Origin of the sequence: Altererythrobacter sp. C41 (assembly GCF_016803135.1) — a bacterium.
Classification (GTDB): Bacteria; Pseudomonadota; Alphaproteobacteria; order Sphingomonadales; family Sphingomonadaceae; genus Pelagerythrobacter.
Genome location: NZ_JAEVFE010000008.1, coordinates 19,048 through 31,168, shown reverse-complemented (window position 1 = coordinate 31,168; position 12,121 = coordinate 19,048). Strand labels below are relative to the sequence as shown.

Sequence of the window (12,121 nt, the reverse complement as noted above, 5' to 3'; positions counted from 1 at the left end):
CCTCGATCCCGGTGAGAAAATTAGCGCTTTCCGAACAGGTTGCCTGCGAAGCCGGCGATGTCGTCGAACGGGTTGCCGTCGTGGTCCTGGTCGAGGATCTGGGTGAAGCGCGCAAGCGAGCCTTCCCCACCGATCTGCTCGACGATCTGCTGGAGGACACCAGTATCGAGACCCGTCTTCTGCGCGGCGATGCCGACGGTGTCCCCATCCTCGTGATGTGCTTCCCCCAGCGCGGCGATCGCCTGCTCGGCCTGAGCCGGATCGATGCCGAGCTTTTCGGCCATGTTCTTTACGGTGGGATGGTTATGCGCCGCACCGAGCAGTTGATCGAAAAGAGCCATTTGTCGTCCTCCTGGTGATTGATCCGTCCGCGCCCGATTGTACGCGCGCACGGCTGAAACGAAAGGCCCCCGCTCCGGTTTCCCGGGCGGGGGCTCTCCTCTCCAACTTGTGCACGGCTTCCTCTCCGAAGAGAGGAAGCGGATCAGGCCGCTACCGGCGCGTTCGGTGCGGCGTCGCGGACGCCTTGATCCACATGATCGGCGAAAGGTGAGAAGTTGTCGATGAAAAGCTGCACCAGCTTCTGGGCGGTCCGATCGTATTCGCCCTGGTCCACCCAGGTCGAACGTGGATCGAGAATCCCGCTGTCGACGCCGGGCACGCTGACCGGGACCTCGAACCCGAAGTTCGGATCCTTGCGGAACTGGGCATCGTTGAGGCTGCCGTCGAGCGCTGCGTTCAGAAGCGCGCGGGTGGCCTTGATCGGCATGCGGTGGCCGGTGCCGTACTTGCCGCCGGTCCAGCCGGTGTTGACCAGCCAGCACTGCACCCCGCCCTCGGCGATCCGCTTCTTGAGCAGATTGCCGTACACGCTCGGATGGCGGGGCATGAATGGGGCGCCGAAGCACGTGCTGAAGGTCGCCTCCGGCTCGGTCACGCCGATCTCGGTGCCCGCGACCTTCGCGGTGTAGCCCGAGAGGAAGTGATACATCGCCTGGTCGGGGGTCAGCCGCGCGATGGGGGGCAGCACGCCGAAGGCGTCCGCGGTGAGCATGATCACGTTGCTCGGCGGCGGCCCCATGTTCTCTTCGCTGGTGTTCGGAATCGAGCTCAGCGGATAGGCGCCGCGGGTGTTCTCGGCGAGGCTGTTGTCGTCGAGATCTATCTCGCCGTTTTCGTCCATCACCACGTTTTCGAGCACGGTGTCTTCCATGCGCGTCGTGGCGAAAATCTCCGGCTCGGCCTCGGGATTGAGGCGGATCATCTTGGCGTAGCAGCCGCCTTCGAAATTGAAGACCGCCGTGTCCGACCAGCCGTGCTCGTCGTCGCCGATCAGCGTGCGGCTGGCGTCGGCCGACAGCGTGGTCTTGCCGGTGCCCGAAAGACCGAAGAACACCGCGCTCTTGCCGTCAGGCCCGATGTTGGCGCTGCAGTGCATCGGCATCACGCCTTGCGGCGGCAGCAGGTAGTTGAGAATGCCGAACACGCTCTTCTTCATCTCGCCGGCGTACTTCGTGCCGCCGATCAGGATCAGCTTTTCCGACAGATTGACCGCGATCACGGTCTCGCTGCGGGTGCCATGGCGCTCAGGATCGGCGCGGAAGCTCGGCAGGTCGATGATCGTGTATTCCGGCACGAAGCCGTCGAGCTCGGCCGCGGTCGGACGGACGAGCAGCGTGCGGATGAACTGGTTGTGCCACGCCAGCTCGTTCACGACGCGCACATTGACGCGGTATTCGGGCTGCGAACCGCCGAACAGGTCAGCGACGAAAAGGGTTTCCTTGTCGGCCACGGCAGCGAGGAAATCCGCCTTGAGCGCCGCAAAATGGTCGGGCGTCATCGAGGCATTGTTGTCCCACCATACGGTGTTTTCGGTCTCGGCGTCGCGGACGATGAACTTGTCCTTCGCGCTGCGGCCGGTGTGCTTGCCGGTCTCGACCACCAGCGGCCCATGCTTGGCGCGCCGACCTTCGCCGTTCGCCAGCGCATGCTCGGTCAGCTCGCTCGAGGACAGATTCGCGTAAATGGTGGCCCGAGTTTCGATACCCTGGGTGGAAAGCGGGTGTGACAGGGGGGTGCTCACTTCAATCTCCTGATCGCACCGGAGGCTGCCTGCAGGCGCCAACGGCGAGTCGTTCGCATACGAATGCACGGAATGCCCCCCGCGCATAATCGCGCGCTGCGGCTCCGTCAAACGCCGACCTGCCCGCGCGCGTTGTCTCGCCGCGCGGAAGCGTCTAACCGTCAGGTCGTATCACGGCCCTGATAACGGAGGCGAAATGGCTGAGGCGGAGCGGTCTCGATCGGACGGCGAGAAGATCATCGCGCTGGTCGACGATGACCGCAACATCCTGACGACGGTTTCGATCGCGCTGCAAGCGGAAGGCTATGCTACGCGGCTCTATTCCGATGGCGAGACCGCGCTCAAGGCCCTGCTCGAAAACCCGCCGGATCTCGCAGTGTTCGACATCAAGATGCCGCGGATGGACGGAATGGAACTGCTCCACCGCCTGCGCCGCCACTCGGCGCTGCCGGTGATCTTCCTGACCAGCAAGGATGACGAGCAGGACGAGGAAGCAGGCCTGGAGCTGGGTGCCGACGACTATATCGCCAAGCCGTTCAGCCTGCGGCTCCTGCTGGCCCGCATCCGCGCCATCCTGCGCCGGACTGAGGTGCTCGGCGACGGCGCCGAGCGTGCGTCGGACAACAACGAGGAGCCGGGCGAACCGCTCGTGCGCGGCCGTCTGACGATGGACCCGGCGCGGCACCAGGTCACCTGGGACGGCCGGCCGGTGTCGCTAACCGTGACCGAGTTCCTCCTGCTCGAAGCGCTCGCTGCGCGGCCGGGCGTGATCAAGTCGCGCAACTCGCTGATGGATGCCGCCTATCCGGACGACGTGTTTGTCGACGATCGGACGGTCGACAGCCACATCAAGCGCATGCGGCGCAAGTTCCGCACGGTCGATTCGGAATTCACGGCCATCGAGACGCTCTACGGAGCCGGTTACAGCTTCAGCGATGGCTGAGAGCGGATTCCGCGACAAGATCGACGCACGGCTGGACCGGCTGAGCTGGTCGCGGCGGCTGTCGCTCACCACACGCATCCTCGCGGTGAACCTGCTGCCGCTCGCGCTGCTGGGCGGCGGCATCTTCTATCTCGATACCTACCGCAAGCAGCTCCTTTCCGAACGCTACAAGCTCGCCCGGATCGAGGCGCAGATCACCGCTGAGGCGCTCGCCGGGGCATCGCGCAAGCGGCAGGAGGCTCTGCTGATCCAGATCGGCAAGGAACAGAAGATGCGGCTGCGCATGTTCGATGCCGAAGGCCGGCTGTGGGCCGACAGCTTCGCTCTCGACGAGCCCGCCTTCGAGTTCGACGATGTGGGCGACGATTCGTTCTCGATCGAATTCGCCCGTGTGCTCGATCGGTGGGTGGACACGATCGTCGGCGCCGATCCGATTCCAGACTACATCGAGCCCGAGGAAACGATCGCCGATGCCTGGCCCGAGCTTGCGCGCGCACGCGAGGAAGGCCTGTCCCAGATCCAGCTCCGCGACGCGCCCGACGGAACCCCGGTGATCAACGCCGCGGTCCCGGTAGGGCTCAACGGCGCGACGCTGCTGACCACGCGCAACGCCGTCGACATCACCGAGAAGGTGCGCGAGGCACGCTCAACGCTGGGCATGGCGGTGTTCTTCGCCCTGCTCGGCTCGATCTTCCTCTCGCTCTATCTCGCGCGGACGATCGTTCGCCCTTTGCAGTCGCTCGCGCGCGCGGCAGTGCGCGTGCGGCTCGGGCGGGAGCGCGAGGTCGAGGTGCCGCGTCTTCCGGACCGGCGTGATGAGATCGGCGCCCTCGCCCGTGCCGTCTCGGACATGACCAACGCTTTGCGGCAGCGGATCGACGCAGTCGAGCATTTCGCCGCGGATGTCGCGCACGAGATAAAGAACCCGCTCGCCAGCCTGCGCAGCGCGATCGAATCGCTCGGCAAAGTGGAAGACGAGGATCTGCGCCGCCAGTTGACCGGGATCGCGGCGCACGACATCCGCCGCATCGACCGGCTGGTGACCGAGATTTCCGACGCCAGCCGGGTCGACGCGGAAATCTCGCGCGCGATCTTCGAGCGGCTCGATCTCGGCAACCTGGCTGCAGCCATCATCGCCGCGCGCGAAGATCGCGCGGAAAACGACGAGCACCGGGTCGAACTGAGCCGCTCGATGGGCGGCGCGCAGGTGATGGGCGTCCCGCTGCGGCTCGAGCGAGTGATCGAAAACCTGCTCGACAATGCGGTCTCCTTCTCGCCGCCGGGCGGCGTGATCGAGGTAAGCGTGACTCGCAGCGACGACGACCGGGTGACGCTCTCCGTCTGCGACGAGGGCCCGGGCATACCCGAGGACTCACGCGAAAAGGTGTTTCAGCGGTTCCACTCCGTCCGCCCGGATGCGGAAGCGTTCGGTGATCACAGCGGGCTCGGCCTCGCAATCGCGCGCACGATCGTCGAAGCGCACGACGGCACGTTGGAAGCGCGCGACAGGCCCGACGGACGCTCCGGCGCATGTCTCGTACTCAGGTTGCCCGCAGCGGGCCGGTCGCGGCGTTGAGCGAGGTTCTGCTCCGGCAAGCCACCTGTGTCGCGATCGGCGGCCGCGGCGTGCTGATCGAGGGACCGCCGGGCGCCGGCAAGAGCGGGTTGGCGCTCGAACTGATCGATCGCGGCGCCATGCTCGTGGGCGACGACGGCGTCAGGCTGGAGCGGCGCGGAGAGACCCTTTGGGCGCTGCCTCCCCCGAACACGCACGGCCTGCTTGAGGCGCGGAATCTGGGGCTTTTGACCTTTCCGACGACCGAAGCGCCGGTCGCTTTGCAGCTCATGCTCGACCCGGATGCACCGCGTTTCATCGATGCTGCGGAGATCGCCGAGATCGCGGGCGTGCCGGTCCCGGTGCTTGCGTTCGACCCTCGCATCACGCCGGCTGCGGTGCGTGCCGAACTGGCCCTGCGCACCTATGGGCTGGCTCCGGGGATGCCGCCCGCCTGACCCCTTTCTTTCGTCCACGCAACGGGCCACATCGTCTCCATGGCCAACGATTCGCCAGACGACCGCCAGCACATCCTGCTCGTCACCGGACTTTCCGGTGCGGGCAAGACGACCGCCCTGCGCGTTCTCGAGGATCTGGGGTGGGAAGCGATCGACAACTTTCCGATTCGCCTGCTCGGCCGCCTGATCGGTGGCCCACAGCACGACGGACCGCGCCCGCCGCTGGCGATCGGCTTCGATTCGCGCACGCGCGGCTTCGTGCCGAACGAGATCATGGCCAAGGTGAAGGAGCTCGCCGCACGCCGCGACCTCGTCGTCACGACCCTGTTCCTCGATTGTAACAGCAGCGAACTCGAGCGCCGCTACAACGAGACCCGCCGCCGGCACCCGATGGCGGACGGCCGACCGGTGCGCATCGGGATACAGGCGGAACGCGAATTGCTCGAACCGCTGCGCCGCTGGGCGGACGCGGTGGTCGACACTTCCGACTTCTCGAGCAACGATCTGCAGCAGGCCATTCGCGCGCATTTTGCGGGCAGCGCCCCGCGTGAGATGGCGGTGATCGTCTCCAGCTTCGGCTTCGCGCGCGGCACCCCGCCCCTGGCCGATCTCGTGTTCGACATGCGCTTTCTCGACAATCCGCACTGGGTGCCGGGCCTGCGCGAACAGACCGGTCTGGATGCCGCCGTGGGTGAGCACATCGAGCGCGACGAGAGCTACGGGCCGGTTCTGGAGCAGATTCGCGAACTCGTGCTCAAGCTTCTCCCGCGCTACGCGGCGCAGGGAAAGAGCTACGTCAACATCGCTTTCGGCTGCACCGGCGGGCGGCACCGGTCCGTCTACACCGCCGAGAGGTTCGCACAGGCCTTGCGCGATGCGGGATTTTCGCCCACGATCATCCATCGCAATCTGGGATCGCGCGCGGCCGACGAGATCGAAGGCCCGCAATGAGACAACGCCCTTTGGCCATGGTTCGCATGCCCCACCCCCGACATTCCGGACAAAGTCCTTTCGCATGATCGGCGTCATCCTGGTCACCCACGGCCGCCTGGCCGAAGAGTTCGTCCGTGCGATGGAGCATGTCGTCGGCCCGCAGGAGGCGATCGCCACCGTCTGCATCGGCCCCAACGACGACATGGAGCAGCGGCGCAAGGAAATCGCCCAGGCGATCAAGGACGTCGACGACGGCAGCGGTGTGGCGGTGCTGACCGATCTATTCGGCGGCACACCGTCGAACCTCGCGATCTCGCTGCTCGAGGCCGGCAAGGTCGAGGTTGTCGCCGGGATCAACCTCCCGATGCTGATCCGCCTCGCCGGCGTGCGCAAGTCGCACGGTGTGGCGGAGGCGGTGCGCGCCGCGCGCGATGCCGGGCGGACTTACATTACCGTCGCTTCCGAGCTGCTCGGCCAGCACGCGAAAGCGTGCTGATGCCGCGGCGCGAAGTTAACATCGTCAATTCCCGCGGGCTTCACGCCCGGGCGAGCGCCAAGTTCGTCAATATCGTCAGCGAGCTTCCCGCAGGGGTCGACGTGCGCGTGGCGAAGGACGGCTACGAGGCCGCGGGCGGTTCGATCCTGGGGCTGATGATGCTCGGCGCGGCAAAGGGCGACACGGTCGAGATCGTCGTCGAAGGGCCCGGTGCCGACGGGGTGCTCGACGAACTCTACGTGCTCGTGCGCGACGGTTTCGGCGAGGATTGATGGCGGCCATTCCCCGGCAGCGGATTACCGGATTTTCCAATCCGACCGTCAAGTTCCTGCGGTCCCTGCGCGACAAGAAGCATCGGCGGCGCGAGCGGCGGTTCCTCGCCGAAGGGCTGCGCCTGCTGACCAATGCGCGCGAATCCGGAATCCTGCCCGAGTTGCTGGTGATGGCGGAGGGGCGCGACCCGCATCCGCTCGCCGATGCGCTGGAAGGCGCAGTGGCCGATGCGGGCGGCGCGATCATCGAGACCTCGCCCGATATCCTCGCCAAGATCACCGGCAAGGCGAACCCCCAGGCGATCGCCGGCGTGTTTGCCGAATTCGACACCTCACTCGCCGCACTCGATCGGACCGCTGCGCCGATCTGGCTGGTGGCGCAGGCGCTGCGTGACCCGGGGAATCTCGGCACGATGCTGCGCACCGGCGACGCGGTCGGTGCGGGCGGGCTGATCCTGATCGACGACTGCGCGGACCCGTTCAGCGTCGAGGCGGTGCGCGCCAGCATGGGTGCGGTCTTCACCCAGCGGATCGCACAGGCGCGCTGGGAGGAATTTCTGCCGTGGCTCCGCGACGGGGACGGACAACTCGTCGCCGCAAGCCTGCGCGATGCGGTGCCTTATCGCGGCGCGCCCTATGCGCAGCCGTGCTTCATTCTGGTCGGCAACGAATCGCGCGGCCTGCCGGAGGAGTACGAGGCCGCATGCGATCTGCGCGTGACGATGCCGATGCGCGGCCGCGCCGACAGCCTCAACGCGGCCGTCGCGGGTGCGGTGCTCGCTTACGAGGTTTTGGCGGCTTTCGACTAATATTCATTCACCGGCCACTCAGCCAGGCCGCCCTAGGTCGGTGGCCGATGACGAGAATCGCCCTCTCCCTTTCGCTTGCTGTGCTGTGCGCGGGCTGCGTGGCCCGCCCGGCCGCGCCCGAACGGCTCTCCGAAAGCGAATGGAGCTTCATCAAGATTGACGACTACGAACCGGCCCGCGCCGAAGGCGCCCGGCTCTCGTTCGGCGAGGAGAACATTTCCGCGAGCGTCGGCTGCAATACGATGGCCGGCAAGTGGCGGGTCGAGGAAGGGCGGCTGATCGCGGGGCCGCTCGCCGGCACCAGGATGTTCTGTCAGGGCGACGTTTGGGAGCAGGAACAGGCGATCGCGGCGTTGCTGGTCGCCGCGCCTACGCTCGAATGGAGAGACGATAACCGGCTGATCCTGCGTTCGAGCGGCCATAGCGCCGAACTGGCGCGGCTCAGTCCCCCGCCACCAGGCTCGTGATGCTCCATTTGCCGTCGCGGCTCGACGCGAGCAGCCGGTAGTCGATCAGGCTGCGCAGTTCACTGGTGGCGATGTAGCCGCGCTTGCCCTTCACCGTCGCGACGTGCTGGAACGGTGCCTCGGGCTGCAAGCCGTCGACCAGTTCGACCACGTCCCACGACACTTCCTCCAACGTCTCCGCTTCGGCCTCCGGCGCCATCCGCAGCGGCACGTTCTCTCCGGTCACCATCATGCCCGCCATCGGATCGACCGCGTCGATCTCCTGGGCGAAGTACCACGGCAACGTGATGCCGCTCTGCCCTTCCGCCGCGCAGCCCAGCGCCAGCAGCGAGTCGAGCTCGTCCCACAGCGTCGGGTTCTCGCCATCCAGTTGGGCGCGCAACTGCGCCGACCCCGCGCCCCCGCCGAAGTCGAGCTTCACGTCGGGCGCCGCGAGCGCGATCAGCGCCTCGGCGTCCCTCGCCTCTACGGCCTGCGCGAGTTGCTGGCGGAACGCATCGGCACCCGGCAGCCCCGCGCATTCATCGCGCGGCGCATAGGGACCTTCGGCGAGCTTGGGCGGCATCTTGCCCGCTGCTTCCTCGACCAGCCCCTCGGCTGCGTCCTTCAACTTCTCCGACGGCGCCTTGCCTTCTCCGCACGCGGCGAGCGCGAGCGAGAGCGTGATGGCAAGGCAGATCGTCGGGCGCATCGGCAGAGTCCTCTTCGGTTATTCGTTATCGCCGCCCACTGAGGGCAACGCAGGCTCTTCCGTAGCGTCCGAATCTTCCGCGGTATAGCGTGGCGCGCTTTCGACGAGCGGCACTTCGTCGATTTCCCGCTTGCCGATCTCGATCCCCTTGTCCTTCAGGCGTCTGCCCGAAGAAAGCACGTTGCGCTCGAAGCTGCCGACGAACTTGTTGTAATTGTTGACCGCAGTTTCGAGCCCGCCGCCGACCCGCTTCATGTGCTCGGCGGCGATCGCGAGCCGGTCGTACAGTTCCGCGCCCGCCTTGCCGATCTCGATCGCCTCGCGCGCGATCGTGTCCTGCCGCCAGACCTGCGCCACGGTGCGCGCGATCGCAACCAGGTTGGTCGGCGTCGCCAGCAGCACGCGCTTCTCGAAGGCGAAGTCCCACAGCTCCGGATCGTGTTCGAGCGCGGCGGCGACGAAATGCTCGCCGGGCACGAACATGACCACGTAGTCGGGCGCCTCGTCGAACTGGCTCTGGTAGCTCTTCGCCCCGAGCGTCTGCACGTGCCCCCGCATGGACCGGGCGTGGAGATCGAGATGACGTCGGCGTTCCTCGTCGTCGTCGGCCTCGAACGCGGCCTGATAGGCGTTGAGCGAAACCTTGGCGTCGATCACCAGCTTCTTCTGTCCCGGAACCCGCACGATCGCGTCCGGCCGCAAGCGGCCCTCGTCGGTCTCCATCGAATGCTCGAGGATGAAATCGGTGTGCTGGCTGAGGCCGCATTGTTCGAGCACGTTCTGCAGCGCCCGCTCGCCCCAGCGCCCGCGCGCCTTGGGCGCATTGGTAAGCGAGTTGCCGAGCCGCTGCGCCTCGCGCCGCACTTCCTCCTGCCCGCGCTGCATCTCCGTGATCTGCTGGTGAAGCCGCGCAAAGGCGTCCGTCCGCTTCTCCTCCAGCGTGGCGACCTGCTCCTCGTACTTCCTGAGCCGATCGCCGACCGGTTGGAGCAGGGCCTTGATCTTCTCCTCCGACGCCTTCTCCGAATGACCGAGCCGTTCCGCGGCCCGCTCGAGAAACCGCTCCTGCGCGGCGCCGAGGACCTTGGCGCCGGTGTTCTCGAATTCCTTGAGCAGGTTTGCCCGCGATTCCTCGAGCAGCCGCTTCTGCTCCTCGAACCCGGCCGCTTGCGCCCTCAGCGCGGTCAGATCCTCCCGCGCAGCATCGAGCCTTGCCGCGAGGTCGTCGGCCCGCGCCGCCCGCTCGCTCATCGCCGCCAGTTCGGGCGCCATGCGCGAGAGCTTCCCCGCGAGTTCCTTCGCCTCCGCATCGCGCTCGCCATGGCGCGCTTTCCAGTCGGCTGCGGGGCGCGAGCCGAAGAACCAGCCCAGTCCGGCGCCGAAGACGAGTGCAAGCAGGGCAGCGATCATTGCAGTCATATCCATCGCGGGAACATAGACGGAACGGCGGCGGCGCGAAAGACCCGCCCGGAACTATCCCCCGCCTTCGCTCGCTAAGCCAGCGAAGGAGGCATTCCATGTCGATCAAGGAGATGATTTCGGAGCACCCGCAGGTGGGTGCGGATTTCAACGAGGCGCTGGCCGAAGCGGTCAAGCACGCAGTGTACTGCGCGGCTATCTGCAACTCCTGCGCCGATGCCTGCAGTGCCGAGGATGCCGACATGCGCCGCTGCATCCGTCTGTGCAGCGATTGTTCGGACATCTGCGAGGCGACCTACCGCGTGGCGACCCGGCGCACATCGGGTAATGTCGCGGTGATCAAGTCGATGCTGCAGACCTGTATCGAAGCGTGCGAAGTCTGCGCAGCCGAGTGCGAGAAGCACGATCATGCCCACTGCCGCCGCTGCGCGACGATGTGCCGCGAATGCGCCGACGATTGCCGCAAGGCGCTGGAGGTGATGAATGCCCATGCGTGACGGGCGAGCGGCGATCCTGGCGATGGCTGCGGTGCTCGCCGCCTGTTCGCCGGCCGCAGACGATAAGACGGCCGCGCAAGCCGCATCTCCCGCTACTGAGGAGAGTCCAGCGACGCAGCCCGAGGCTGACGAAGAAGGAGCCAGACAGGCCGCCGCACTGCCCCCGTCCGATGCCACGTTCCGCTACATCGGACGCTGGGCCGAAAGCGTCGATCAATGCCGCAATGAAGCCTGGACGTTCACCAGCAATCGCCTGACGGCACCGGAGGACATCTCGTGCGAGTTCATGCAGATCGAGAAATCGCCTGGCGGCTATGCGGTCGACGCGGTCTGCACGATCGAGGGCGAGGAAGAGGACAACAACATCACCCTGCGCTTCGCCGAATCGGCCGGCGCCATGCTCGTGGAAGGGGCGACCAGCCTGCCGGAGACGGGCCTCATTCCTTGCGAGCCCGGATGAGGAATCCGACCATCCGCCGGTGATCGCGGCAGTACGAGAAAGGGGTTAACCCTCCGTCGTGGGGCTAGGCGCCCACCCCCTCCAAAAGGCCGGCATGCTCCAGCGCCGCGTCGACGGCCTTCTTCGCATGCTCGGAGCACTCGACCAGCGGCAGGCGCACGCCCGGCAGAATCCAGTCGTGCACGCGGCTGAGCGCGTACTTGACCGGCGCGGGGCTCGCGTCCTCGAACATCGCGTAGTGCAGCGGATAGAGCAGATCGTTGAGTTCGCGCGCGCGGACGAGGTCATTGTCGGCGCAGGCCTGCTGGAACTCGGCGCAGAGCGCGGGAGCCACGTTCGCGGTGACGGAGATGCAACCGACCGAACCCGCGGCGTTGGCGGGCAGCGCGAGTTCGTCGTCGCCGGATAGCTGACAGAAGTCCTTGCCGATCCCCATCCGGTGATCGGTCACCCGGCTGAGATCGCCGCTCGCGTCCTTGATCGCGACGATGCGGTCCGGATAGCGCTTGGCGAGTTCGCAGACCGTCTCCGGCTCGATATCGGTCACCGTGCGGCCCGGCACGTTGTAGAGCACGATCGGCAGGTCCGAATGCTCGGCGAGATAGCTGAAGTGTGCGATGATTCCAGCCTGGCCAGGCCGGTTGTAGTAAGGCGCGACGCAGAGCCCCGCGGCTGCGCCGGCCTTTCTCGAGAAGTTCATGTGCAACAGCGCGTTACGCGTGTCGTTGCTGCCGCACCCGGCGATCACCGGCACCCGCCCGGCGGCCTGTTCGATGCAGATTTCGATCACCCGGTGGTGCTCGGCGTTCGAAAGCGTCGACGCCTCGCCCGTCGTGCCGCAGGGGACCAGCGCCTTGCTGCCGCTCTCGATCTGCCAGTCGACCAGACGGCGGAAAGCCGCCTCGTCGAACGTTCCGTCGCGAAAAGGAGTCACCAGGGCCGGAATCGAGCCGGAAAACATTGCCACTATCCTTGTGTCTGCCCACGGCGCGAGGCAGTATCCCGCACGATGGAAATCTTCATTCAGCGCCTGATAAG

General features: G+C 66.5%; 15 protein-coding genes. 10 read left to right on the top strand and 5 right to left on the bottom strand.

Annotated features, from left to right (window positions below; all coding sequences use genetic code 11):
• Positions 1–20 precede the first annotated feature (20 nt).
• Both JNO53_RS12760 and JNO53_RS12755 read right to left on the bottom strand, forming a co-directional pair.
• Complete coding sequence (locus JNO53_RS12760; RefSeq protein WP_203111881.1) at positions 21–341, bottom strand: hypothetical protein; 321 nt, start codon at positions 339–341, stop codon at positions 21–23.
• Between the two features lie 143 nt (positions 342–484).
• On the bottom strand, positions 485–2,083 hold the full coding sequence (locus tag JNO53_RS12755; protein ID WP_203111878.1) for a phosphoenolpyruvate carboxykinase: 1,599 nt from the start codon (positions 2,081–2,083) through the stop codon (positions 485–487).
• 196 nt (positions 2,084–2,279) lie between these two features.
• Between JNO53_RS12755 and JNO53_RS12750 the strand changes: the two genes are divergently transcribed.
• From JNO53_RS12750 to JNO53_RS12715, 8 genes are all read left to right on the top strand, one after another.
• A complete protein-coding gene (locus JNO53_RS12750; RefSeq protein WP_203111875.1) occupies positions 2,280–3,026 on the top strand; it encodes a response regulator transcription factor in 747 nt (248 codons plus the stop codon).
• Positions 3,019–4,602: a sensor histidine kinase gene (locus JNO53_RS12745; RefSeq protein ID WP_203111872.1), complete on the top strand. Its 1,584-nt coding sequence runs from the start codon at positions 3,019–3,021 to the stop codon at positions 4,600–4,602. The genes JNO53_RS12750 and JNO53_RS12745 overlap by 8 nt, the downstream gene beginning before the upstream one ends.
• Positions 4,557–5,039, top strand: a complete 483-nt coding sequence (locus tag JNO53_RS12740; protein ID WP_203111869.1) for an HPr kinase/phosphorylase — start codon at positions 4,557–4,559, stop codon at positions 5,037–5,039. Before JNO53_RS12745 ends, JNO53_RS12740 begins: the two co-directional genes overlap by 46 nt.
• A 39-nt stretch (positions 5,040–5,078) precedes the next feature.
• Positions 5,079–5,990: an RNase adapter RapZ gene (gene rapZ, locus JNO53_RS12735; protein ID WP_203111866.1), complete on the top strand. Its 912-nt coding sequence runs from the start codon at positions 5,079–5,081 to the stop codon at positions 5,988–5,990.
• Positions 5,991–6,054: 64 nt separating this feature from the next.
• Positions 6,055–6,468, top strand: coding sequence for a PTS sugar transporter subunit IIA (locus tag JNO53_RS12730; protein ID WP_203111863.1), 414 nt, complete (start codon positions 6,055–6,057; stop codon positions 6,466–6,468).
• Positions 6,468–6,740 (top strand): HPr family phosphocarrier protein, encoded by a 273-nt coding sequence (locus JNO53_RS12725; RefSeq protein ID WP_203111861.1) that lies wholly within the window; start codon positions 6,468–6,470, stop codon positions 6,738–6,740. Before JNO53_RS12730 ends, JNO53_RS12725 begins: the two co-directional genes overlap by 1 nt.
• On the top strand, positions 6,740–7,549 hold the full coding sequence (locus tag JNO53_RS12720) for a TrmH family RNA methyltransferase (protein ID WP_203111859.1): 810 nt from the start codon (positions 6,740–6,742) through the stop codon (positions 7,547–7,549). The genes JNO53_RS12725 and JNO53_RS12720 overlap by 1 nt, the downstream gene beginning before the upstream one ends.
• 47 nt (positions 7,550–7,596) lie before the next feature.
• Entirely contained in the window at positions 7,597–8,016 is a 420-nt protein-coding gene (locus JNO53_RS12715) for an META domain-containing protein (RefSeq protein WP_203111857.1), read from the top strand.
• On the opposite strand, the gene JNO53_RS12710 is transcribed toward JNO53_RS12715, so the two are convergent.
• Positions 7,991–8,707, bottom strand: coding sequence for a hypothetical protein (locus JNO53_RS12710; protein ID WP_203111855.1), 717 nt, complete (start codon positions 8,705–8,707; stop codon positions 7,991–7,993). The two genes, JNO53_RS12715 and JNO53_RS12710, sit on opposite strands and share 26 nt — an antisense overlap.
• Before the next feature lie 18 nt (positions 8,708–8,725).
• Positions 8,726–10,126 carry a DNA recombination protein RmuC gene (locus JNO53_RS12705; RefSeq protein ID WP_203112083.1) on the bottom strand — a complete coding sequence of 467 codons (1,401 nt, stop codon included), beginning with the start codon at positions 10,124–10,126 and terminating at the stop codon, positions 8,726–8,728.
• Between the two features lie 98 nt (positions 10,127–10,224).
• Between JNO53_RS12705 and JNO53_RS12700 the strand changes: the two genes are divergently transcribed.
• Together JNO53_RS12700 and JNO53_RS12695 are read left to right on the top strand one after the other, a co-directional pair.
• Positions 10,225–10,623, top strand: a complete 399-nt coding sequence (locus JNO53_RS12700; protein WP_203111852.1) for a four-helix bundle copper-binding protein — start codon at positions 10,225–10,227, stop codon at positions 10,621–10,623.
• The gene (locus JNO53_RS12695) at positions 10,610–11,083 is read left to right on the top strand and encodes a hypothetical protein (protein ID WP_203111849.1); all 474 of its coding nucleotides are present in this window, start codon (positions 10,610–10,612) and stop codon (positions 11,081–11,083) included. Before JNO53_RS12700 ends, JNO53_RS12695 begins: the two co-directional genes overlap by 14 nt.
• 64 nt (positions 11,084–11,147) lie before the next feature.
• On the opposite strand, the gene dapA is transcribed toward JNO53_RS12695, so the two are convergent.
• Positions 11,148–12,044 carry a 4-hydroxy-tetrahydrodipicolinate synthase gene (gene dapA, locus JNO53_RS12690; protein ID WP_203111846.1) on the bottom strand — a complete coding sequence of 299 codons (897 nt, stop codon included), beginning with the start codon at positions 12,042–12,044 and terminating at the stop codon, positions 11,148–11,150.
• Positions 12,045–12,121 lie beyond the last annotated feature (77 nt).

Coding starts and splice junctions, on each gene's coding strand:
- JNO53_RS12760 (WP_203111881.1), bottom strand. CDS start 341: ATGGCTCTTTTCGATCAACTGCTCGGTGCGGCGCATAACCATCCCACC.
- JNO53_RS12750 (WP_203111875.1), top strand. CDS start 2,280: ATGGCTGAGGCGGAGCGGTCTCGATCGGACGGCGAGAAGATCATCGCG.
- JNO53_RS12745 (WP_203111872.1), top strand. CDS start 3,019: ATGGCTGAGAGCGGATTCCGCGACAAGATCGACGCACGGCTGGACCGG.
- JNO53_RS12740 (WP_203111869.1), top strand. CDS start 4,557: ATGTCTCGTACTCAGGTTGCCCGCAGCGGGCCGGTCGCGGCGTTGAGC.
- rapZ (WP_203111866.1), top strand. CDS start 5,079: ATGGCCAACGATTCGCCAGACGACCGCCAGCACATCCTGCTCGTCACC.
- JNO53_RS12730 (WP_203111863.1), top strand. CDS start 6,055: ATGATCGGCGTCATCCTGGTCACCCACGGCCGCCTGGCCGAAGAGTTC.
- JNO53_RS12725 (WP_203111861.1), top strand. CDS start 6,468: ATGCCGCGGCGCGAAGTTAACATCGTCAATTCCCGCGGGCTTCACGCC.
- JNO53_RS12720 (WP_203111859.1), top strand. CDS start 6,740: ATGGCGGCCATTCCCCGGCAGCGGATTACCGGATTTTCCAATCCGACC.
- JNO53_RS12715 (WP_203111857.1), top strand. CDS start 7,597: ATGACGAGAATCGCCCTCTCCCTTTCGCTTGCTGTGCTGTGCGCGGGC.
- JNO53_RS12710 (WP_203111855.1), bottom strand. CDS start 8,707: ATGCGCCCGACGATCTGCCTTGCCATCACGCTCTCGCTCGCGCTCGCC.
- JNO53_RS12705 (WP_203112083.1), bottom strand. CDS start 10,126: ATGACTGCAATGATCGCTGCCCTGCTTGCACTCGTCTTCGGCGCCGGA.
- JNO53_RS12700 (WP_203111852.1), top strand. CDS start 10,225: ATGTCGATCAAGGAGATGATTTCGGAGCACCCGCAGGTGGGTGCGGAT.
- JNO53_RS12695 (WP_203111849.1), top strand. CDS start 10,610: ATGCCCATGCGTGACGGGCGAGCGGCGATCCTGGCGATGGCTGCGGTG.
- dapA (WP_203111846.1), bottom strand. CDS start 12,044: ATGTTTTCCGGCTCGATTCCGGCCCTGGTGACTCCTTTTCGCGACGGA.